General features: G+C 55.0%; 17 protein-coding genes. 9 read left to right on the top strand and 8 right to left on the bottom strand.

The features are described from left to right. Positions 1-165: 165 nt before the first annotated feature. Positions 166-2,781 (top strand): aminopeptidase N, encoded by a 2,616-nt coding sequence (gene pepN, locus GSQ70_RS20720; RefSeq protein ID WP_158784279.1) that lies wholly within the window; start codon positions 166-168, stop codon positions 2,779-2,781. A 52-nt stretch (positions 2,782-2,833) separates the two neighbouring features. On the opposite strand, the gene ssuB is transcribed toward pepN, so the two are convergent. Genes ssuB through ssuE form a run of 5 tightly spaced genes read right to left on the bottom strand, consistent with a single transcriptional unit; the run spans position 2,834 to position 7,104 of the window. Beyond that, positions 2,834-3,622: an aliphatic sulfonates ABC transporter ATP-binding protein gene (gene ssuB, locus GSQ70_RS20715; RefSeq protein WP_158784278.1), complete on the bottom strand. Its 789-nt coding sequence runs from the start codon at positions 3,620-3,622 to the stop codon at positions 2,834-2,836. After that, a complete protein-coding gene (gene ssuC / locus GSQ70_RS20710; RefSeq protein WP_158784277.1) occupies positions 3,619-4,410 on the bottom strand; it encodes an aliphatic sulfonate ABC transporter permease SsuC in 792 nt (263 codons plus the stop codon). The genes ssuB and ssuC overlap by 4 nt, the downstream gene beginning before the upstream one ends. Before the next feature lie 8 nt (positions 4,411-4,418). Then, complete coding sequence (gene ssuD, locus GSQ70_RS20705; protein WP_158784276.1) at positions 4,419-5,564, bottom strand: FMNH2-dependent alkanesulfonate monooxygenase; 1,146 nt, start codon at positions 5,562-5,564, stop codon at positions 4,419-4,421. 11 nt (positions 5,565-5,575) lie between these two features. After that, positions 5,576-6,535 carry a sulfonate ABC transporter substrate-binding protein gene (locus GSQ70_RS20700; protein WP_158784275.1) on the bottom strand — a complete coding sequence of 320 codons (960 nt, stop codon included), beginning with the start codon at positions 6,533-6,535 and terminating at the stop codon, positions 5,576-5,578. Between the two features lie 17 nt (positions 6,536-6,552). After that, the gene (gene ssuE, locus GSQ70_RS20695) at positions 6,553-7,104 is read right to left on the bottom strand and encodes an NADPH-dependent FMN reductase (protein ID WP_158784274.1); all 552 of its coding nucleotides are present in this window, start codon (positions 7,102-7,104) and stop codon (positions 6,553-6,555) included. Between the two features lie 384 nt (positions 7,105-7,488). On the opposite strand from ssuE, the gene pyrD reads away from it, so the two are divergent. Next, positions 7,489-8,499, top strand: a complete 1,011-nt coding sequence (gene pyrD / locus GSQ70_RS20690; protein WP_158785403.1) for a quinone-dependent dihydroorotate dehydrogenase — start codon at positions 7,489-7,491, stop codon at positions 8,497-8,499. A 175-nt stretch (positions 8,500-8,674) separates the two neighbouring features. After that, complete coding sequence (locus GSQ70_RS20685; protein WP_158784273.1) at positions 8,675-9,220, top strand: cell division protein ZapC; 546 nt, start codon at positions 8,675-8,677, stop codon at positions 9,218-9,220. An 89-nt stretch (positions 9,221-9,309) separates the two neighbouring features. Here the strand turns inward: GSQ70_RS20685 and GSQ70_RS20680 are convergent, their stop codons facing one another. Next, on the bottom strand, positions 9,310-10,431 hold the full coding sequence (locus tag GSQ70_RS20680; protein ID WP_158784272.1) for a YcbX family protein: 1,122 nt from the start codon (positions 10,429-10,431) through the stop codon (positions 9,310-9,312). Between the two features lie 156 nt (positions 10,432-10,587). Here GSQ70_RS20680 and rlmKL point away from each other — a divergent pair, with 156 nt between their 5' ends. The 6 genes from rlmKL (at position 10,588) to rmf (ending at position 18,550) form a co-directional block, all read left to right on the top strand. Next, positions 10,588-12,702 carry a bifunctional 23S rRNA (guanine(2069)-N(7))-methyltransferase RlmK/23S rRNA (guanine(2445)-N(2))-methyltransferase RlmL gene (rlmKL, locus tag GSQ70_RS20675; protein WP_158784271.1) on the top strand — a complete coding sequence of 705 codons (2,115 nt, stop codon included), beginning with the start codon at positions 10,588-10,590 and terminating at the stop codon, positions 12,700-12,702. A gap of 5 nt (positions 12,703-12,707) precedes the next feature. Beyond that, complete coding sequence (locus tag GSQ70_RS20670; protein ID WP_158784270.1) at positions 12,708-14,618, top strand: ABC transporter ATP-binding protein; 1,911 nt, start codon at positions 12,708-12,710, stop codon at positions 14,616-14,618. Between the two features lie 11 nt (positions 14,619-14,629). Beyond that, complete coding sequence (gene pqiA, locus GSQ70_RS20665; RefSeq protein WP_158784269.1) at positions 14,630-15,904, top strand: membrane integrity-associated transporter subunit PqiA; 1,275 nt, start codon at positions 14,630-14,632, stop codon at positions 15,902-15,904. After that, on the top strand, positions 15,891-17,534 hold the full coding sequence (gene pqiB, locus GSQ70_RS20660; RefSeq protein WP_158784268.1) for an intermembrane transport protein PqiB: 1,644 nt from the start codon (positions 15,891-15,893) through the stop codon (positions 17,532-17,534). The genes pqiA and pqiB overlap by 14 nt, the downstream gene beginning before the upstream one ends. Beyond that, positions 17,531-18,100, top strand: a complete 570-nt coding sequence (gene pqiC, locus GSQ70_RS20655; RefSeq protein ID WP_158784267.1) for a membrane integrity-associated transporter subunit PqiC — start codon at positions 17,531-17,533, stop codon at positions 18,098-18,100. The genes pqiB and pqiC overlap by 4 nt, the downstream gene beginning before the upstream one ends. A 282-nt stretch (positions 18,101-18,382) precedes the next feature. Next, the gene (gene rmf / locus GSQ70_RS20650) at positions 18,383-18,550 is read left to right on the top strand and encodes a ribosome modulation factor (protein WP_158785402.1); all 168 of its coding nucleotides are present in this window, start codon (positions 18,383-18,385) and stop codon (positions 18,548-18,550) included. A 133-nt stretch (positions 18,551-18,683) separates the two neighbouring features. Here rmf and fabA read toward each other — a convergent pair whose 3' ends face one another. Both fabA and GSQ70_RS20640 read right to left on the bottom strand, forming a co-directional pair. Beyond that, complete coding sequence (fabA, locus tag GSQ70_RS20645) at positions 18,684-19,202, bottom strand: bifunctional 3-hydroxydecanoyl-ACP dehydratase/trans-2-decenoyl-ACP isomerase (RefSeq protein ID WP_158784266.1); 519 nt, start codon at positions 19,200-19,202, stop codon at positions 18,684-18,686. Between the two features lie 68 nt (positions 19,203-19,270). Next, a complete protein-coding gene (locus GSQ70_RS20640) occupies positions 19,271-21,025 on the bottom strand; it encodes a Lon protease family protein (RefSeq protein WP_158784265.1) in 1,755 nt (584 codons plus the stop codon). Between the last annotated feature and the right edge of the window lie 153 nt (positions 21,026-21,178).

Below are 21,178 nucleotides of genomic sequence, written 5' to 3'. Positions count from 1 at the left end.
TCACAGCATAAATCCGCTGACAAGGTCGAGGGCAATCTGTGCGCTTGTTAATGAAATGTAGATTTCAGAGCGATCAGTGGCGAGAAAGGGGATTCAACGTGGCAACATTGCGCCAACAGGAATAGACTTGAAAAGGTTAACTAATTATCGACGTGAGAAGGACTTATGACGCAATTGCCACAAGCCAAAAATCGCCATGATTATCGTGCGCCGGATTACACTATCACGGACATCGACCTGACATTCAATCTGGACGCCAGCACCACCCGGGTCACTGCGGTCAGCCGCATTAAGCGTTTAGGGGCGGCGGGCGCGGAATTGCGTCTTGATGGGGAAGATCTGACGCTGGTATCCCTCGACATTGACGATCGCTCCTGGCCGCATTACCGGCTGGAAGAGGGTGCGCTGATCCTTGAACAGTTGCCAGAGACGTTCACGATGAAGATCGTCAACGACATCCACCCGGATAAAAACACTGCGCTGGAAGGGTTGTACAAATCCGGTGAAGCACTCTGTACTCAATGTGAAGCGGAGGGTTTCCGTCATATTACGTGGTATCTTGACCGTCCGGACGTACTGGCCCGCTTTACCACCACCATTATTGCTGAACAGGCACTCTATCCTTATTTATTGTCGAACGGTAACCGTATTGACGGTGGGCAGATGGAAGATGGGCGTCACTGGATGAAGTGGGAAGATCCGTTCCCGAAACCTTGCTATCTGTTTGCTCTGGTGGCGGGTGATTTTGACGTATTGCGCGACAGCTTCAAAACCCGTTCAGGGCGCGATGTGGCACTGGAAATTTTCGTCGACCGCGGTAACCTCGATCGCGCTGACTGGGCGATGACCTCGCTGAAAAACAGCATGAAGTGGGATGAGGAGCGTTTCGGCCTTGAATACGATCTCGATATCTTTATGATCGTCGCCGTGGATTTCTTCAACATGGGCGCGATGGAGAACAAAGGCCTGAACGTCTTCAATTCGAAGTATGTGCTGGCGAAGGCTGAAACCGCCACCGACAAAGATTATCTCGGTATTGAAGCGGTAATTGGTCATGAATATTTCCACAACTGGACCGGCAACCGCGTCACCTGTCGCGACTGGTTCCAGCTCAGCCTGAAAGAGGGGCTGACCGTGTTCCGCGATCAGGAGTTTAGTTCAGACCTCGGTTCGCGCGCAGTTAATCGTATCGATAACGTTCGCGTGATGCGCGGTGCGCAGTTTGCTGAGGATGCCAGCCCGATGGCGCACCCAATCCGCCCTGAGCAGGTGATCGAGATGAATAACTTCTATACCCTGACGGTGTATGAGAAGGGATCGGAAGTGATCCGCATGATGCACACGCTGCTGGGCGAAGAGAATTTCCAGAAGGGTATGCAGCTCTATTTTGAGCGTCACGACGGCAGTGCAGCGACCTGTGATGATTTTGTGCAGGCGATGGAAGATGCTTCTAACGTTGATTTGTCACACTTCCGCCGTTGGTACAGCCAGTCTGGTACGCCGGTGCTCTCGATCCGCGATGATTACAATCCGGAACTGGAGCAGTACACCCTGCATGTGACCCAGACGACCCCGCCAACCGCCGATCAGAAAGATAAGCGCCCGCTGCATATCCCGCTGGATATAGAGCTGTATGATGGCGAAGGCAAGGTGATCCCGCTGCAGCACAATGGCCATCCGGTTCACCACGTGCTGAACGTGACCGAAGAGTTCCAGAGTTTCGTGTTCGACAACGTTTACTTCCAGCCGGTGCCATCTTTACTGCGCGAATTCTCCGCGCCGGTGAAGCTGGATTACAACTGGAGTGACGCGCAGCTGACCTTCCTGATGCGCCATGCCCGTAACGATTTTGCCCGCTGGGATGCGGCCCAAAGCCTGATGGCAACCTATATCAAGCTGAACGTTGCGCGCCATCAGCAGGGACAACCACTGTCGGTTCCTCTGCACGTGGCGGATGCTTTCCGTGCGGTGCTGCTGGAAGAGAACAGCGATCCGGCATTGATGGCGCTGATCCTGTCGCTGCCGGGTGAAAACGAAATTGCTGAGTTGTTTGAGACAATCGATCCACAGGCTATCTCTGACGTTCGTGAATCACTGGTGCGGATGCTGGCCACCGAACTGGCAGATGAGTGGCTGGCGGTTTACAACGCCAACCAGTCGGCTGATTACCGCGTTGAGCATGCAGAAATTGGTAAACGTTCACTGAAGAATGTCTGTCTGGGCTATCTGGCCTTTGGTGACGTTGAACTGGCCGACAAACTGGTCAAAACCCAGTTCCAGCAGGCCAACAACATGACCGATTCGGTGGCGGCGATGGCAGCCTCAGTGGCGGCTCAGCTGCCGTGCCGTGAAGCACTACTGACGGCGTTTGATGAGCGCTGGCATAAAGATGGGCTGGTGATGGACAAGTGGTTTGCACTGCAGGCCACCAGCCCGGCTGCTGATGTGCTGAACCGGGTGCGGGCACTGCTCAGCCACCGTTCATTCACCCTGAGCAATCCAAACCGTATCCGCTCGCTGATTGGCGCCTTTGCTTCCGCTAATCCATCGGCATTCCATGCCGTCAACGGCAGCGGCTATCAATTCCTGGTTGAAATCCTGTCCGATCTGAACACACGTAACCCTCAGGTTGCCGCGCGGATGATCGAGCCGCTGATCCGCCTGAAACGTTATGATGCAGGCCGCCAGGCGCTGATGCGTGATGCGCTGGAGCAGTTGAAAGGGCTGGATAAACTGTCCGGGGATCTGTATGAGAAGATCAGCAAAGCGCTGAATGCCTGAGTAATCTGAAGCAGTAGAGAGGAAGGGGCGAATTCTGGATTCGCCCCTTTTTTTAACGTTGTGCGTAGCGTTTTTGCGCTTCAACCGGCGATCTTTTCATCACCCGATCCAGCACTTCAGCTTCCAGCTCCGCCAGGCGCACCGATCCTTTACGTCGCGGGCGGGGAAGATCGACAGTCAGATCAAGACCGATATTTCCCTCTTCGATCAGCAGCACGCGGTCAGCCATCGCCACAGCTTCACTGACGTCATGCGTCACCAGCAGCACGGTGAAGTGATGTTGCTGCCACAGCGATTCAATCAGATCCTGCATTTCGATTCTTGTTAACGCATCCAGCGCGCCCAGCGGCTCATCCAGCAGCAGCAGGCCTGGGCGGTGGATCAAAGCACGGGCCAGCGCCACACGCTGTTTCTGTCCGCCTGACAGAGCGGCAGGCCACTCTTTGGCCCTCTCTGACAGCCCGACAGCGGTCAGCGCGTCCATGGCATCGGCTTTCCACGACTTGCCCTTCAGACCCAGCCCGACGTTATCAATTACACTTTTCCACGGCAGCAGGCGGTCATCCTGGAACATCAGGCGCGTATCATCCTGCGCCTCGCAAAGCGGAGCGTTACCGGCCAGCAGTTCGCCAGAGGTGGTTTTTTCCAACCCGGCCAGCAGACGCAGCAGGGTACTCTTTCCGCAGCCGCTGCGGCCAACGACAGCCACAAACTGGCCAGACGGGATATGCAGGTCGATGTTGTTCAGTACGGTACGGCCCTTGTACTGCTTGCTGACGCTATTGACCACCAGAGGTGTACCGGCATTGAGGCGCGCCGGTGACGGAGTTATTTCGCTCATGCGTTTTCCTCTTTCAGTTGATAAGCCGGATGCCAGCGCAGCCAGACACGTTCCAGTAACAACGCGCTGACGTCAGCCAGTTTACCGAGCAGGGCGTAAAGAATAATGGCAACCACTACCACATCCGTTTGCAGGAACTCACGGGCATTCATTGCCAGATAACCGATGCCGGAGTTGGCGGAAATAGTCTCCGCGACGATCAGCGTCAGCCACATCAGGCCCAGGGCGAACCTGACGCCAACCATGATCGACGGCAGCGCGCCCGGCAGGACCACCTGGATAAACAGGCTCCAGCCGGAAAGCCCATAGCTGCGGGCCATCTCCACCAGCCCGCGGTCAATATTACGGATGCCGTGATAGGTGTTGAGGTAGATCGGGAAAAGTGTCCCCAGTGCCACCAGGAAAATCTTGGCTGACTCATCAATGCCGAACCACAAAATGACCAGCGGGATCAGTGCCAGATGCGGTACGTTACGGATCATCTGTACCGAAGTATCCAGCAGGCGTTCGCCCGTGCGGGACATGCCGGTGATCAGACCAAGAACCAGACCAAGCGAGCCGCCGATGGCAAAGCCAATCGCTGCACGCCAGGTACTGATTGCCAGGTTCTGCCAGAGTTCTCCGCTGGCGGTCAGCTTCCAGAACGTCACCACAATCGCTTCCGGCGAGGGCAGGATACGGGTAGAGAGCCAGCCGGTTTGTGAGGCGATTTGCCACACCACCACTAACAGAACCGGCAGCGCCCACGGCAGCAGCTGATTGCCAATGCGGTTTAATTGCTTGTTCATGATGACCTCTAACTCTGCGAGACTTTTTGCGGGGTAAAGTCGTTAGCCACGGCTTCACCATGAGCGGAAACCACACGCGGTTGCGGAATTTCCGGCACATTGAGATCCAGATGCGGGAACAGAAGTTCACCCACGCGATACGCTTCTTCCAGGTGTGGATAACCGGACAGGATAAAGGTTTCGATACCCAGATCGGCATACTCCTGCATTCTTGCCGCCACGGTTTCGCCATCACCGACCAGTGCCGTACCCGCTCCGCCACGTACCAGTCCGACGCCTGCCCACAGGTTAGGACTGATTTCGAGCTTATCGCGGCGTCCGCCATGCAGAGCAGCCATCCGTTGCTGGCCAACGGAGTCTGTACGCGCCAGCGCCGCCTGGGCTTTGGCAATGGTGGCGTCATCAAGATGAGAGATCAGACGATCTGCGGCACGCCAGGCTTCTTCATTTGTTTCGCGAACGATGACATGCAGACGAATGCCAAATTTTACTTTGCGGCCCTGAGCCGCGGCTTTGGCTCGCACCTGTTCAATTTTCTCTTTGACCTGAACAGGGGGTTCGCCCCACGTCAGATAGACATCCACCTGTTCAGCAGCGAGATCCTGAGCTGGCTCAGACGATCCGCCAAACCACAGCGGTGGGCGGGGCTGCTGAACGGGTTTAAACATCAGGCGTGCGCCACGGACATGTACATGCTTGCCTTCATAATCGACCGTTTCGCCTTCCAGCACCCGACGCCAGACGCGGGTGAATTCAGCCGATTCTTGATAACGTTCGCGGTGATCGAGAAACACGCCGTCTCCGGCCAGTTCTTCCGCATCACCTCCGGTGACCAAATTAAACAGGGCGCGGCCATTGGAGAGGCGATCCAGCGTGGCCGCCTGGCGGGCTGCCTGAGTCGGGGAGATGACGCCCGGACGCAGTGCCACCAGAAAACGCAGGCGCTGGGTCACCGGGACCAGTGAGGCTGCAACCAGCCACGCATCTTCGCAGGAACGGCCGGTCGGGATCAGCACACCACCGAAGCCAAGGCGGTCGGCCGCCTGGGCAATCTGCTGCAAATATCCGTGATCCACCGGACGGGCACCGTCTGCCGTGCCTAAATAGTGGCCATCACCATGAGTGGGCAGAAACCAGAAAACGGAAAGGCTCATAATACGACTCCTTAATGGGGGGACGGTGCGTCATGCCAGATACGGCTGGCAATATCGACTTTCACCGGCATCAGATGATTGGCGTAAAACAGGTCGGCGGTTTGCTGCTGCAGCTTCGCCGTTTTGTCGCTGACCGGGCCGATGGTGGTCGGCGGGCGGTGATCCAGATAGCTGGCGATCACCGGTTTTGGCAGGCCCATCGCCTGGGAAAGCAGGTTGATACTGTTATTGCGGTCGCTGATAGTCAGCGCATCTGCCTGACTGAAGGTCTGTAATACCTGAGTGATAAAGGTGCCGTTGGCTTCAGTGAAAGGGCGGGTCGCGAGGTAGAACGAACCCGTCTGATTCAACTGGCTGCCATCGGTCAGTACCCTGGCCCCGCCTTCCAGCAATGCGGCGGAGTAGTAGGGATCCCAAATGGCCCAGGCAGCCACATCGCCCTGTTGGAAGGCGGCACGCGCATCAGCAGGTGTCAGGTAAGTGGGCCGGATATCGCTGAACTTCAGCCCGGCTTTTTCCAGCGCGCGTAGCAGCAGGTTATGTGAGCTGGAGCCTTTCTGGAAAGCGACCTTGTGGCCTTTAAGTTCAGCTACGGTTTGGATCGGGCTGTTTTTCGCAACCAGGATCACTTCTGCTTTCGGCTTTGGCGGCTCGGCTCCAACATACAGCAGATCGGCACCGGCGGCCTGGGCAAAAATAGGCGGAATATCGCCGGTACTGCCCAGGTCGATGCTGTTCACATTCAGGGCTTCAAGCATTTGCGGTCCGGCCGGGAATTCAACCCATTTGATTAGTGTGTCGGGAAAACGTTTTTCCAGTAGCTGATGTGAGCGGGCCAGCACCATGCTGACCGAGCCCTTCTGGTAACCAATGCGGAACGTCTTGGGTGCGACGGGCTCAGCAGCAAATGCGCTGCTGGTCAGAATGCTGCCGATAACCAGCGCCGAAGCTAAACGTGAAAACAGGCTCATCGTTCTTTCCTTAAACTTTATACAGCAGCGGCCAGTGGCTGGTGGCGACGGGCCAGGGCGTGCCAGAAGGTTTCTACTGATTCCGCAATACGGGACGCCAGCACTGATGACAGTTCCGGCGTACGGTCGTAATTGGTAATTTGTGCGTCGTCGGCAAAGACACCATGCAGCACTTCCTGTGCTTTAAGTGCATTAAGTACCGGCTTAAGGGCGTAATCGACCGCCAGCATGTGCGCGATGGTGCCGCCCGTTGCCAGTGGCAGAACCACTTTATGTTCCAGTGCGCGCTCGGGAAGCAGGTCCAGGATCGTTTTCAGTGCACCAGAGAAGGAAGCCTTGTAGACCGGAGTGGCGATAATCAGCCCGTCTGCAGTGGCAAGATCTTCTTTCAGTGCCAGCAGGGCCGGAGAATCAAAACGGGCATAGAGCAGATCTTCAGGATGAAAATTATGCAGATTCCACGGGATGACTTCGACGCCGCGCTTTTCGAGTGCCTGCTGGCAGAGGCTGAGCAGAGCTGTGGAGCGAGAGGGGTAGCGAGGGCTTCCCGCCAAAGTAATAACGCGCATAACCACTCCTTATAACTAAAAGTTATTGATTAAACTTATTTCCGAAGGAATGAAACTATCCTGGCAGAGGCAGGCAGGAGGCTTAAATGATTTATCCGGCAGAGATAAGTCACTTTTTGGATATAGAGGAAGAACGGCAGGCGCGGAGCGGCATCTGGCGGAGTACGATCATTTCAGCGCAAACGTTTTACTTTCGGCTTAAAGGACTTTACCATTTTCCCCCGCGCCTGCAGCGTCACTGCGTAAACCTTGCCACATTCATACCAGACATAATAAAGGTGGGAAGGATCGTCCCCGGACGGCGAACGCAAATTTCAGGGTTTATATCGCAAGATATTAACTGTTAGTCCTTTCCAGGCCCGGGGCTTCGGGCATTCAGGAGCGATCATGTACAATCTGGTTCGTAAGGCGCTGTTTCAGCTTGATGCTGAGCGTGCGCATGAACTGACCCTCACGCAGCTGCATCGGGTTACCGGTACACCTCTTATTCACCTGGTTCGCCAGTCTCTTCCTTTTAAGCCGGTGACCTGCATGGGGCTGACGTTTAAAAACGCCCTTGGTCTGGCTGCTGGCCTGGATAAAAACGGTGAGTGCATTGATGCCTTTGGCGCAATGGGCTTCGGCTTTATTGAAATCGGTACCGTCACGCCGCGCCCACAGCCGGGCAACGATAAGCCAAGGATGTTCCGCGTGCTGGAAGCGGAAGGGATTATTAACCGGATGGGGTTTAATAATCTGGGTGTGGATCGTCTGGTCGAGAATGTCAAAAAGTCTCATTTCGACGGCGTGTTAGGGATTAATATTGGCAAAAATAAAGATACCCCGGTTGAGCAGGGCAAGGACGATTATTTAACCTGCATGGATAAAATTTATCCTTACGCGGGCTATATCGCGATCAATATCTCTTCACCTAACACGCCAGGTTTACGCACGCTGCAATATGGTGAGGCGCTGGACGATCTCTTGCAGGCGGTAAAACAAAAGCAGAAAGATCTTGCAACGATTCATCACAAATATGTTCCGGTGACGGTAAAGATCGCGCCGGATCTTTCAGAAGAAGAATTGATCCAAATTGCCGATAGTTTAGTTCGCCATAATATTGATGGTGTGATTGCCACCAATACCACTCTTGACCGTTCGCTGGTCAGCGGCTTAAAACACAGTGATGAAGCGGGAGGATTAAGTGGTCGTCCGGTTCAGTCGCGCAGCACTGAAGTTATTCGTCGCCTCTCCCTGGAACTTCAGGGGCGCCTGCCAATTATTGGCGTGGGTGGTATTGATTCGCTGGTTTCAGCGAGGGAAAAAGTTGCCGCTGGCGCTTCGCTGGTGCAAATATATTCCGGATTTATTTACAAAGGTCCGCCGCTGATAAAAGAAATTGTGACCCACCTCTAAGCTGGTTCTTATTTAAATATGCCAGGGGCTTTATTTTCGCCTCTGGCTCGTTTATATTTTATCCTGTTTAAACGATATTCAGACTATTTTGACGATTCCGGTTAAACCCAGCTGCTTAGTTGAACCGGCAACGCCAACAAATAGCGGATTTTCATTTCTCACTACAGGACCGATCATGAGGATTAAACCTGACGACAGCTGGCGCTGGTTTTTTGATGCCGAACACGATCGCATGATGCTGGATCTGGCCGACGGTATGCTGTTCCGTTCACGTTTCCCCCGCAAGATGCTGACGCCGGATGCCTTTGATACCTCTGGATTTTGTGTCGATGATGCCGCTCTGTTTTTCACCTTTGAAGAGAAGTGCCGCAGCTGTGAACTGAATGCCGATCAGCGTGCCGAGCTGGTGCTGAATGCGTTGGTGGCCTGTCGCTTTCTGAAGCCACTGATGCCGAAGAGCTGGCATTTTGAGACCCACCGTCAGGGTGAGTGGCAACCGGCTGAAGGTGAGCTGGTGGCGGTTCGTCTGTGTGAAAATGGTGACGAAGCTCTGTTGCTGGTGGTGGAAGCGGGTGAAAGTGCCTCGCTGTGCCTGCTGGCGCAACCTCAGCTGACTCTGGCAGGCAAAGGGATGGTACTGGGCGATGCTATTAAAGTAATGCACGACCGTCTGTTGCCGCTTGTACAGCCACAAAATCTCTCCCTTGCGCGGGCTGTCTGAATACGGCCCCGCTTAGTTCTCAAAACTGAATACCCGTGCAGGTTCCTGATGGAGCCTCCCTTGCTGAGCGCCAAACCTGGTCGGGGTCATCAGGGATTACGTCCGCTCAATACTATGTCGCCAGTCGGGACGCAGCTGCAACTCAGGACAGTGCCATCCTCGCGCACGGCCCCTTTCTTTAATGCACGCACCTCACCAGAAAGCAGATTAACCTTGCAACTGCCGCAGATACCGGCACGGCAGGAGTAGGGGATGCGATAGCCTTTCATCTCCAGTTGTTCCAGCAGCACCTGTTGATTGTTCCCCGCAAACGTTTCGCCCTGCCAGCTGATAGCGACCTCCTGTTCGGTGCTGGTTTGCACCTCAAGCGATTCCACCTCTTTGCCCGCCCCGTAGGGGCGTGGCGGTTTGCTGGCCAGAACCTGCAGTTCATCACCCACCCGCAGGATACCGCTGCTGCGGGCGATAAGGTTGAGGCCAAAATCGATATCGCCACTGTCATCCTTCGCTGTACGGAATTTTTGCAGCGTATTCAGCGGCTCGCCGCTGGGGTGTTTGCGGCCCCGTTCAGGACTGACGGTAGTGAATATACAGCGGCTACAGGGTTTGGGGATGTCGAACAGGATGTCGCCAATCCGCACCGTCGACCAGCTGTCTTCCGCCCAGGCTGTGGCACCGGTGACCACAAGGTTAGGACGAAACTGCTCCAATTTGATCCCTGCCGGGCAGCGCTGGCGCAAATCGTGCAGCGAGGCTTCATTGATCAGCAGGAAGGGAAAGCCGTCAGCAAAACCAAGAGGAACCTGCTCAAAGCGTTTCACCCGACGGGTCATTTCAGCACCCACCCAGCGCAGCTGAACCGGTCGTGGAAAGAAGCCGCTCAGCCAGTCGTTTATCGCTGCGGGAGCAATCTGTGAGGTGAACTGATTTCCCCAGACTTCGGTCGGGGCGGCTTCAGGCAGAAAATCGGCGAAACGGACGGTGGCCGAGCTGCCATCTGGGGCGGAGAGAAACAGGCCATGCTGGATCAGCGCCGGAGTAAACAGCACCATTTCCGGATATTGACGCGCGGTAATAAAGGTGCCATCCGGCTCGGTGATCATAAAAACCCGGTCAAAGGCCAGCCCACTCTCCAGCGCCTGCGCATGGGAAACCTGGGTTCCGCGCATTGATTTTACCGGGTGAATGAACAGGCGTGACAGATTAATCATGGAAGTCTCCGGGCCAGAGAGTCTGTAACTGGCATTAAATGAGGGTGTCAGTGCAGAAATCTGCCGGGAGCACTGACGAAAAGAAGCTAACTTTATGACATGAGCCCGCGATTAGCTATAATGCGCAACAATTTTCTGAAGACGATAAGTGACGCTATGAATTCTCTGTTTGCCAGTACGGCGCGTGGGCTCGAAGAGCTGTTAAAAAGTGAACTGGAAGCGATGGGGGCCCAGGCTTGCCAGGTCGTCCAGGGCGGCGTACATTTCGAGGGTGACGATCGTCTGATGTATCAGAGCCTGATGTGGAGCCGCCTGGCTTCCCGCATCCTGCTGCCGCTGACCGAGTGCGGCGTTTACAGTGACCTGGATCTCTATCTGGGCGTGCAGGCCATCGACTGGCCGGCGATGTTCGGCAGTGATAAAACCTTCGCCGTGCATTTCAGCGGCCTGAATGAAGTGATCCGCAACAGCCAGTACGGCGCACTGAAGGTTAAAGATGCCATCGTTGACAGCTTTACCCGTAAAAACCTGCCGCGTCCTGATGTGGATCGCGAGCAGCCGGATATCCGGATCAACGTCTGGCTGAACAATGATAAGGCCAGCATCGCACTGGATCTGAGTGGTGAGGGCCTGCATCAGCGTGGCTACCGTCAGCAGACCGGACAGGCACCTCTGAAAGAGAACCTGGCGGCAGCGATCGTGCTGCGTTCCGGCTGGCAGGCTGGTGCGCCAATGGTCGATCCGATGTGTGGATCGGGGACGTTGCTGATTGAAGCGGCGATGATCGCCACCGATCGTGCGCCGGGCCTGCATCGTCACCACTGGGGCTTTACCGGCTGGAGCAAATTCAGCGAAGAGCTGTGGCGTGAAGTGACCAGCGAAGCACAGATCCGCGCCCGCCGTGGTTTGCAGGAAACGTCCTCCCGCTTTCACGGCTTCGACAATGATTCGCGGGTGATTGAACGTGCCCGCGCCAATGCCCGCAAAGCTGGTCTGGCCGATATTATCAGTTTCACCGTGCAGGACGTGCTGAAACTGACCAACCCGCAGCCGGAAGGGATTACCGGCACGGTGCTGAGCAATCCGCCGTACGGCGAACGCCTGGAGAGCGAACCGGCGCTGATTGCCCTGCATAGCCAATTAGGGCGCATTATGAAGAGCCAGTTTGGCGGCTGGAATCTGTCACTGTTCAGCGCCTCGCCGGAGCTGCTGAGCTGCCTCCAGCTGCGTGCCGATCGCCAGTTCAAAGCGAAAAACGGCCCGCTGGACTGCGTACAGAAAAACTATCAGCTGGCGGTTAATACTTCAGGGAATGTCGGGCAGATTGCGGAAGATTACGCTAACCGCCTGCGCAAGAATCTGAAAAAACTCGAGAAGTGGGCGCGACAGGAAGGAATCGAGTGCTACCGCCTGTACGATGCCGATTTGCCGGATTACAACGTTGCTGTGGATCGCTATGGTGAGTGGATTGTGGTGCAGGAGTATGCGCCGCCGAAGACCATTGAACCGGCCAAAGCCCGTCAGCGTCTGTTTGATGTGATTTCTGCCACGCTGAGCGTGCTGGATCTGCCTGCCAACCGTCTGGTGCTGAAAACCCGTGAACGGCAGAAGGGCAAAAGCCAGTACCAGAAGCTGGGTGAGAAGGGCGATTTCTTTGAAGTCTCAGAATTCAACGCAAAACTTTGGGTCAACCTGACCGACTATCTGGATACCGGTCTGTTCCTGGACCACCGTATTGCCCGTAAAATGCTGGGCCAGATGAGCAAAGGTAAAGATTTCCTGAATTTGTTCGCTTATACCGGTAGTGCCAGCGTGCATGCCGGGCTGGGTGGCGCACGCAGTACCACGACCGTGGATATGTCCCGTACCTACCTGGAGTGGGCAGAGCGCAACCTGCGCCTGAATGGGCTGACCGGTCGTCAGCATCGTCTGATGCAGGCAGACTGCCTGAACTGGCTGAGTCATTCTGACGAGCAGTTCGATCTGATCTTTATCGATCCGCCGACCTTCTCTAACTCGAAGCGGATGGAAGAGAGCTTCGATGTGCAGCGCGATCATCTGCTGCTGATGAAAGATCTGAAAAGGCTGCTGCGTAAAGGCGGCACCATTATGTTCTCCAACAACAAACGCGGGTTCAAAATGGACCACGAGGGTCTTGCCGGTCTTCATCTTGCCGCACAGGAAATTACCGCCAAAACCCAGTCGCAGGATTTTGCCCGCAACCGTCAAATTCATAACTGCTGGCTGATTACTCACGCCGGTAAGGAATAAGTTTTATGTCACTGATCAGTATTCATGGTGCTTACCTGTCATTCAGCGATGCACCGCTGTTGGATAACACTGAGCTGCATATCGAAGAAAATGAGCGAGTCTGTCTGGTTGGCCGTAACGGCGCGGGCAAATCCACGTTGATGAAAATCATCAACCGTGAGCAGCCGCTGGACGACGGCAGAATTATTTATGAGCAGGATCTGGTGGTGGCGCGTCTGCAACAGGATCCACCGCGTAATGTGGCGGGGTCTGTTTACGACTTCGTGGCGGAAGGTGTGGAAGAGCAGGCTGAACACCTGAAGGCATATCATGCCATTTCACATCTGGTGATGGAGGATCCCAGCGATAAAAATCTCAATGAGATGGGACGTCTGCAAAGCATCCTCGATCACCAGAACCTGTGGCAGCTGGAAACGCGCATCCAGGACGTGCTCAAGCAGATTGGCCTTGATGGCGATGTGGCGCTCTCCTCACTGTCCGGCGGCTGGCTGCGTAAAGCGGCGCTGGGTCGGGCATTGGTCAGCAATCCGCGTGTGCTGATGCTGGATGAACCAACCAACCATCTGGATATCGAAACCATCGACTGGCTGGAAGGGTTCCTGAAAACCTTCCAGGGCAGCATTATCTTTATTTCCCACGACCGTTCGTTTATCCGCAACATGGCTACCCGCATTGTCGATCTCGATCGCGGCAAGCTGGTCTCCTGGCCGGGTAACTACGATCAGTATCTGCTGGGCAAAGAAGAAGCGCTGCGCGTGGAAGAGATGCAGAATGCTGAATTCGACCGCAAACTGGCTCAGGAAGAAGTGTGGATCCGCCAGGGTATCAAAGCACGTCGTACCCGTAACGAAGGGCGCGTTCGTGCTCTGAAGGCCCTGCGCCGCGAGCGTTCAGAACGCCGTGAAGTGATGGGCAAAGCCAACATGCAAGTGGAAGAAGCAAGCCGCTCCGGAAAAATCGTCTTCGAACTGGAAAACGTCTGCTACGGTGTGGGCGGTAAACAGCTGGTTCGTGACTTCACCTCTCAGGTTCAGCGCGGCGACAAGATCGCCCTGATTGGCCCGAACGGCTGCGGCAAAACCACCTTGCTGAAGCTGATGCTCGATCAGCTTAAACCAGACAGTGGCCGCGTTCATATCGGTACCAAGCTGGAAGTGGCTTATTTCGATCAGCATCGCGCCGAGCTGGATCCGGACCGTACGGTGATGGATAACCTCGCCGAAGGCAAACAGGAAGTGATGGTCAACGGTAAGCCGCGCCACGTGCTGGGCTATCTTCAGGAGTTCCTGTTCCATCCAAAACGGGCTATGACGCCGGTGCGGGCACTGTCCGGTGGTGAGCGAAACCGCCTGCTGCTGGCACGTCTGTTCCTGAAGCCAAGCAACCTGCTGATCCTCGATGAACCAACCAACGATCTGGACGTGGAAACGCTGGAGCTGTTGGAGGAACTGATCGACGGCTATCAGGGTACGGTACTGCTGGTGAGCCACGATCGTCAGTTCGTTGACAACACCGTTACCGAATGCTGGATCTTTGAAGGCAACGGCGAAATCGGTGCCTTTGTTGGTGGCTATCACGATGCGCAGTTGCAGCGTGCGGCCTACAGGCAGACCCGCCACGCAGCGAAAACCAGCAGCTCTCCGGTCCGTCAGGAAAGTGTAAAAAACGAGCCGACAAAACGCCCTGCTGCCAGGATGAGCTACAACCTGCAGCGCGAGCTGGAACAGTTGCCGGAAAAAATGGAAGCGCTGGAAGCTCAGCTCGCTTCACTACAGGCTAAAGTGGCGGATGCGACATTTTTCAGCCAACCTCATGAAGAGACCCAGCCGGTTCTGGATGCGATGGCGCAGGCAGAGCAGGATTTGGAAGTCGCCTTTGAACGCTGGGAATATCTGGAATCTCTGAAGAACGGTTAATGAGGTAATTTATGTGTTCATCGCAGCAGGCCGATCAATGGATGCTTTGCCCGAAGTGTGACCTGATGACACAGTTGCCGGAACTGTCGGCGGGCAACAAAGCCAGCTGCCCGCGCTGTGAAACAACGCTGGTGTCCAGCTGGCATGAGCCGCAAAAGCGGCCCACCGGTTATGCGCTGGCAGCGTTGTTTATGCTGGTTCTGGCGAACCTGTTTCCCTTCGTGAATATGCACGTGGCAGGGTTGAGCAGTGAAATAACGCTGATGCGCATTCCTCAGGTGATGGTGTCTGAGGATTACAACAGCCTGGCGACGCTGTTCATGCTGTTTGTACAGGGCGTGCCTGCGGTCTGCATGGTGGTGATCCTGCTGCTGGTTAATCCCGTGCGAATGCCGTTGCCGCTGAAGCGCAACATGGCGCGGGTGTTGTTCCAGATTAAAAGCTGGGGGATGGCGGAAATCTTTCTCGCCGGGGTACTGGTCAGCTTCGTTAAGCTGATGGCCTACGGCGACATTGGCATTGGCACCAGTTTTGTTCCCTGGTGTCTTTTCTGTATGCTGCAGGTGCGTGCATTTCAGTGCGTGGACCGTCGCTGGCTGTGGGCTCGCATTGCGCCGGTGCCAACTTTACCAGCCCGCCCGGTCCCGGCAATCAGTGGCCTGCGCCAGGGCCTGCGCTCCTGCCATTGCTGTACGGCAGTGCTGGCCGCTGACCAGTTCACCTGTCCGCGTTGCGGCACCGGTGGTTACGTCCGTCGTCGCCACAGCCTGCAGTGGACGCTGGCGCTGCTGCTGACCTCCTTCCTGTTATATATCCCCGCCAACCTGATGCCGATTATGATCACTGAAGCGCTAGGGACTAAAATCACCTCAACCATTATGGCTGGGGTGGTTTTGCTGTGGAGTGAAGGTTCCTATCCGGTGGCGCTGGTGATCTTTATCGCCAGTATTATGGTGCCTTCGCTAAAAATGCTGGCGATTGGCTGGCTGTGCTGGGACGCCAACGGCAAGGGCAAGCCTCATCAGGACAGTGAGAGGATGCACAAAATTTATGAGGTGGTGGAGTTTGTTGGCCGCTGGTCAATGATTGATGTCTTTGTTATCGCGGTCCTCTCTGCGCTGGTGCGCATGGGGCAGTTGATGAGTATTTATCCCGCAACGGGAGCGTTGCTGTTTGCCATGGTGGTGATCCTGACCATGTTTGCTGCCATGACATTCGACCCCCGTCTGACCTGGGATCGTGTACGTGAAAAGAGTATTGAGGAGCCGAGCATTGAAGGAAAATAATCACGGCGTGGCGACGGTTGATCAAATCAAACGCTGGTCACCTGTCTGGATCATTCCCATTGTCACCGTGCTGATCGGTGCATGGATACTGTTTTATCACTTCAGCCATCAGGGCCCCGAGGTCACGCTGATCACCACCAATGCCGAAGGTATTGAGGGAGGTAAAACCGCCATTAAAAGCCGCAGCGTGGATGTTGGGGTCGTTGAGAGCGCGGTGCTGACCGATGATCTGCACCATGTGGAGATCAAAGCCCGCCTGAATTCCGGTATGGAGAAGCTGCTGAAGGGGGACAGTGCCTTTTGGGTGGTTAAACCGGCGATCGGCCGTGAAGGCGTGACCGGACTGGGCACTTTGCTCTCCGGAGCTTACATCGAGCTGCAGCCGGGCAACAAAGGCGAAAAGCCTGAACATTACAGCCTGCTGGATGCGCCGCCGCTCGCGCCACCAGACGCGAAGGGTATCCGTATTACGCTGGACAGCGCCAAAGCCGGTCAGCTGAATCCTGGCGATCCGGTCCTGTTCCGTGGCTACCGCGTGGGTTCTGTCGAGACCAGTAATTTTGATGCTGATAAACGCATGATGACCTATCAGCTGTTTGTGACCGCCCCTTATGACCGACTGGTTACCACTAATGTCCGCTTCTGGAAAGACAGCGGAATAGCTGTAGATATGTCGGCCTCGGGCATGCGTGTTGAAATGGGGTCGCTGACTACGCTGTTCAGCGGTGGGGTAAGCTTTGATGTGCCGGATGGCTGGGCTCTGGGGCAGCTGGCGGAGAACAAAGCCGAATACAAGCTGTTCGACGATCAGCGCAGCATTCAGGATTCGTTGTACACCGTGCACAAAGACTTCCTGATGTTCTTCAGCGATTCAATCCGTGGCCTGCAGCCTGGCGCACCGGTTGAATTCCGCGGCATCCGTCTGGGCACCGTGGCTGCCGTTCCGTTCCAGTCGAAAGATGTGGCTCAGCGGTTGAATAACGATTACCGCATTCCGGTACTGATCCGCATTGAACCAGACCGCTTCGAAAGCATGCTGGGCAAGGACTTCAATATCGAGCAGCACCTGAAAGACGGCATCAAATCGGGACTGCGTGCCTCGCTGAAGTCGGCTAATCTCCTGACCGGCTCGTTGTACGTCGATCTCGATTTCCATGACAATGCCAGGCCTTATACCGGCCCGGCAGAGTTCGCTGGTTATGAGTTGATCCCGACCACCAGTGGCGGGCTGGCCCAGATCCAGCAGAAACTGATGGAAACGCTGGATAAGATCAACAGTATGCCGCTGAATCCGATGATCAATCAGGCCACCGGAACGCTGAAAGAGAGCCAGACTACGCTGCGTAACTTGCAGAAAACGCTGGATAACATCAATCAGATCACCGGTAGCCAGCAGATGCAACAGTTGCCGGCGGATATGCAGAAAACCCTGCGCGAGCTGAACAGCAGCATGAAGGCCTTCCAGCCCGGCTCTCCAGCCTACAGCAAAATGGTGGGTGATATGCAGCGCCTGGATCAGGTGCTGCGTGAACTGCAACCCGTACTGAAAACGCTCAACAACAAGAGCAATGCGCTGGTGTTTGAGGCGAAACCCGGACAGGATCCACAGCCTAAGAGGGCGAAACAATGATGAAATGGATACCCATTGCGCTGGCTCTGGCCGTGACGGCTTGTAGCACTACGCCAGAAACAACTTACTATCAGCTGCCCGCTGCAGAAAAAAGCTCTGCGGCTGCGGCCAGCAGCTCTGATGCACTGCGCCCGGCGGTGTTCGTACAGCATGTCTCGGTGCCCGACTATCTGGCGGGCAACGGCCTGGTCTATCAGAGCAGTGACGTGAAGTATGTGATTGCCAGCAATAATCTGTGGGCCAGCCCGCTGGATCAGCAGCTGCAACAGACGCTGGTGGCGGATCTGAGTGATGCGCTGCCGGGCTGGCTGGTTTCCGCATCGCCACTGGGCGCACAGCAGGATACGCTGAACGTCAACGTGACTGGCTTCCACGGGCGTTATGACGGCCAGGCAGTGATCAGCGGTGCCTGGGTGCTTGAACATCAGGGGCAGATTATTAAGCGTTCATTTGCACTGACGTTGCCACAAACGGAAGATGGTTACGATGCGTTAGTTAGAACGCTGGCTAAAGGTTGGCAGCAGGAAGCCCGGCAGATGGCCGATGCGATCCGCAGTAAAAGTTAATAAAAATTAATATAAAGAGCTAAGCCCTTGATTGTCGCAAAATCAGATTTATGCGCAATCAGGGGTTTTTTTTGACATTACAGCGGGTTATTCATCATCTTTTGGGTTTTTTGGGCGAAAAAGCACCCGCATATTCTCACGGTAATATGACATTGGCGTGAAATTTGCGGATTGATTTTTAGCCCGGATGGCGTTAGAAATTGAAGTGTGGTTGCAAACAATGCAATCACTGATTTCTTTCCACCAGATTCCACCTGACCTGAAGAGGGGATTACAGGCATGATGAAGAGACAGAAACGAGATCGACTCGAACGGGCACATTCCAGAGGTTATCAGGCCGGTATTACCGGACGTTCGAAAGAAATGTGTCCCTATCAAATGATAGACGCGAGGTCTCACTGGTTGGGAGGTTGGCGACAAGCCATGGAGGACAGGACGGTTAGCGTATAACCCGATTGTTCACGTTATATAATCTGAACATCCGGTTCGTGAAAACAGCACTATCAGGTTTGTGAAACTGGATAACTCAGATTTTAAAAGGAAGAACCTCCGCCGAAGCGGAGGTTTCCGTTTTAAGGGAGGCTTAAAAAGCAGTGGTGTCTTTGAACAGACCTACTTTCAGGTCGGTCGCGGTATAGATCACATGACCGTCCACCAGCACTTCACCGTCTGCCACACCCATCACCAGCTTGCGATTGATCACACGCTTGAAGTGAATGCGGTAAGAAACTTTTTTCGCGGTTGGCAGAACCTGGCCAGTGAATTTCACTTCACCCACACCCAGTGCACGGCCTTTGCCTTCTGCGCCTAACCAGCCCAGATAGAACCCAACCAGCTGCCACATGGCATCCAGACCCAGACAGCCTGGCATTACCGGGTCGCCGATAAAATGACAGCTAAAGAACCACAGGTCCGGATTGATATCCAGCTCGGCTTCAACAAAACCTTTGCCGTAGTTACCGCCGTCTTCGGTCATTTTCACCACGCGGTCCATCATCAACATGTTTCCGGACGGCAACGGTGGGCCTTCAGCACCAAACAGTTCACCACGGCCGGAGGCAATGAGGTCTTCTTTTGTATAGGATTCGCGTTTATCTACCATGTTCTCAATAAGCCTTATTTTAATGAATCACGAAGATTAGCTAACAGGTGTAAGCTGAACAAGTCCGATCAGCTCTGGTTGAACCAGTTAAGCCAGCGCAGCGGCCACGGACGCTGACGCCCGTCCTGCTGATTAATTTGCGCAATGCGCTCCTGTATTGAGCGTAGCAGACAGGCCGCATTTTCCTTTTCCCATTCTTCACCGGTCAGCAAGGGCAATGCTTCATCCACGCTGCTGACTGCCCAGAGGTTGAATTTGCCTTCACGCACCGCATCCACCACTTCCTGCTGTAGCGAGAGATGGCGCACATTGGCAACAGGGATAATGACGCCCTGGTTGCCGGTCAGATTGCGCTGGTTACAGATGTGGAAAAAGCCTTCAATTTTTTCGTTCAGCCCGCCAACCGGCTGCACGCGACCAAACTGGTCGACCGATCCGGTCACGGCGATTTGCTGATTGATCGGCTGGCTGGCCAGCGCGCTGATCAGCGCACAAAGCTCGGCGAGGGAAGCGCTGTCGCCATCCACTTCGGAATAGGATTGCTCAAACACCAGAGAGGCGGAAAAGGGCAGCTGCTGTTCCAGTTCCAGTTCGGCGATCAGCCAGGCCTGCATGATCATCATGCCTTTGGCGTGAATATTGCCCCCCAGCTCGGCTTTGCGCTCAACATCAGTGAACTCGCCGTCGCCGACATGCACCACGCAACTAATACGGGAAGGTTCGCCAAAGGCACGCGGATGGCCAGGGAATTCGATAACTGACAGCGCATTGATCTGCCCGATCATTTCTCCTTCGGTTTCAATCAGGATCTGGTCGAGCAGGATTTCATCGCGTACTCGCTCAGCCAGGAAACCTTCCCGCCATTCGCGGGTTTCCAGCGCACTTTGCAGATGTTCACCGCTGATGTTTTCATCCGGGCTGTACATCACTGCATCCTGCAGCTGGCGTGTAATCCATGCAGGGCAGAGCGGCAGCGTATCCTGATCGCCGGTATAGCGAACCGCTTCACGGATCAGCACCGGCCAGAAATCGTCGGCAATCGCTTCAATACCTTCACTGGTAGCCAGAGTGCGAACCCATTTTACCCACAGGCTGAACTCTTCTGCGTCGACAATCTGGATGTTTTCTTCGAACTCTGAGTAGAGCGCCAGTGCTGAAAGCTCCGGCTCTATTTCCTGGAAGTCGGCCAGCGCGTCGCGCTCGCCGGTCAGGATCAAACGGAACTGGAGTGGCATGGCAGGGATCGCCACAGGCAAAGGTCGCGTTTCATCCGGGGAGTACCAGTCAAACTGCTGAGTGGTGAGGATTTTCCTCATTCGCAGCCACAACAACGGCTGTGCCAGCAGGGTGCGCAGGGAGAGGATCAGCGTACCGCCGTTGGCCTGATGTACCAATCCGGGTTGCAGCGTCAGGGTATTGTTATACCAGCGCACACAGCCGAACAGCTGCTCTGTCTCAATCCAGTCCGCACAATGAATGCCGCCAACGCTGGCGAAATTATCGTGCCCAGACTCAGCGGGACGCCAGCTTATCGACAAACCTTCGATCAGGTAGTGACCGCCATGCAGTTCTGCTTCATCCTCAGCAGTGATGCTGGCGAGCTGGTCCTGAAGTAAAGCGAGATATTCAGCGTTTTCAGCCGTTTTAATCAGCATCAGGGGCAATTTAGCCGGCGTTTGCTGCAGCAGATTCAGCCCGTTGAACAGGCGTGACTGCACTGCGGCAAAGCAACTGGAATCGTCTTCAGGTACCTGAGAGAAAAGGGACTGAACGCTGTCGGTATCGGGCTGTAGGGCGCGCCATTCTAGTCGGTTGTTGGTCAAAGTTATCGTATTTTTCTGAAATGAGTAAAAGCGGCATTATACAAGATTTCAGCCTGTTAAGCACCGTAGACATGCACTTCACCCCGGTCAGAGGTCGAGATTGCGATAACAACCCCGTTTTCTATGCGGCAGGGCTAAAAAAAGCTGTTATTC

The organism is Pantoea sp. BAV 3049 (assembly GCF_009765445.1).
Classification (GTDB): domain Bacteria; phylum Pseudomonadota; class Gammaproteobacteria; order Enterobacterales; family Enterobacteriaceae; genus Erwinia.
This window is presented reverse-complemented; position numbering and strand designations above follow the sequence as displayed.

What these genes read in the sequence shown, in the direction of transcription:
- pepN (WP_158784279.1), top strand. Translation starts at nt 166, where the DNA reads ATGACGCAATTGCCACAAGCCAAAAATCGCCATGATTATCGTGCGCCG.
- fabA (WP_158784266.1), bottom strand. Translation starts at nt 19,202, where the DNA reads ATGGTAGATAAACGCGAATCCTATACAAAAGAAGACCTCATTGCCTCC.
- pqiA (WP_158784269.1), top strand. Translation starts at nt 14,630, where the DNA reads ATGTGTTCATCGCAGCAGGCCGATCAATGGATGCTTTGCCCGAAGTGT.
- ssuB (WP_158784278.1), bottom strand. Translation starts at nt 3,622, where the DNA reads ATGAGCGAAATAACTCCGTCACCGGCGCGCCTCAATGCCGGTACACCT.
- rlmKL (WP_158784271.1), top strand. Translation starts at nt 10,588, where the DNA reads ATGAATTCTCTGTTTGCCAGTACGGCGCGTGGGCTCGAAGAGCTGTTA.
- ssuC (WP_158784277.1), bottom strand. Translation starts at nt 4,410, where the DNA reads ATGAACAAGCAATTAAACCGCATTGGCAATCAGCTGCTGCCGTGGGCG.
- GSQ70_RS20700 (WP_158784275.1), bottom strand. Translation starts at nt 6,535, where the DNA reads ATGAGCCTGTTTTCACGTTTAGCTTCGGCGCTGGTTATCGGCAGCATT.
- GSQ70_RS20685 (WP_158784273.1), top strand. Translation starts at nt 8,675, where the DNA reads ATGAGGATTAAACCTGACGACAGCTGGCGCTGGTTTTTTGATGCCGAA.
- GSQ70_RS20670 (WP_158784270.1), top strand. Translation starts at nt 12,708, where the DNA reads ATGTCACTGATCAGTATTCATGGTGCTTACCTGTCATTCAGCGATGCA.
- ssuD (WP_158784276.1), bottom strand. Translation starts at nt 5,564, where the DNA reads ATGAGCCTTTCCGTTTTCTGGTTTCTGCCCACTCATGGTGATGGCCAC.
- ssuE (WP_158784274.1), bottom strand. Translation starts at nt 7,104, where the DNA reads ATGCGCGTTATTACTTTGGCGGGAAGCCCTCGCTACCCCTCTCGCTCC.
- GSQ70_RS20680 (WP_158784272.1), bottom strand. Translation starts at nt 10,431, where the DNA reads ATGATTAATCTGTCACGCCTGTTCATTCACCCGGTAAAATCAATGCGC.
- rmf (WP_158785402.1), top strand. Translation starts at nt 18,383, where the DNA reads ATGAAGAGACAGAAACGAGATCGACTCGAACGGGCACATTCCAGAGGT.
- pqiC (WP_158784267.1), top strand. Translation starts at nt 17,531, where the DNA reads ATGATGAAATGGATACCCATTGCGCTGGCTCTGGCCGTGACGGCTTGT.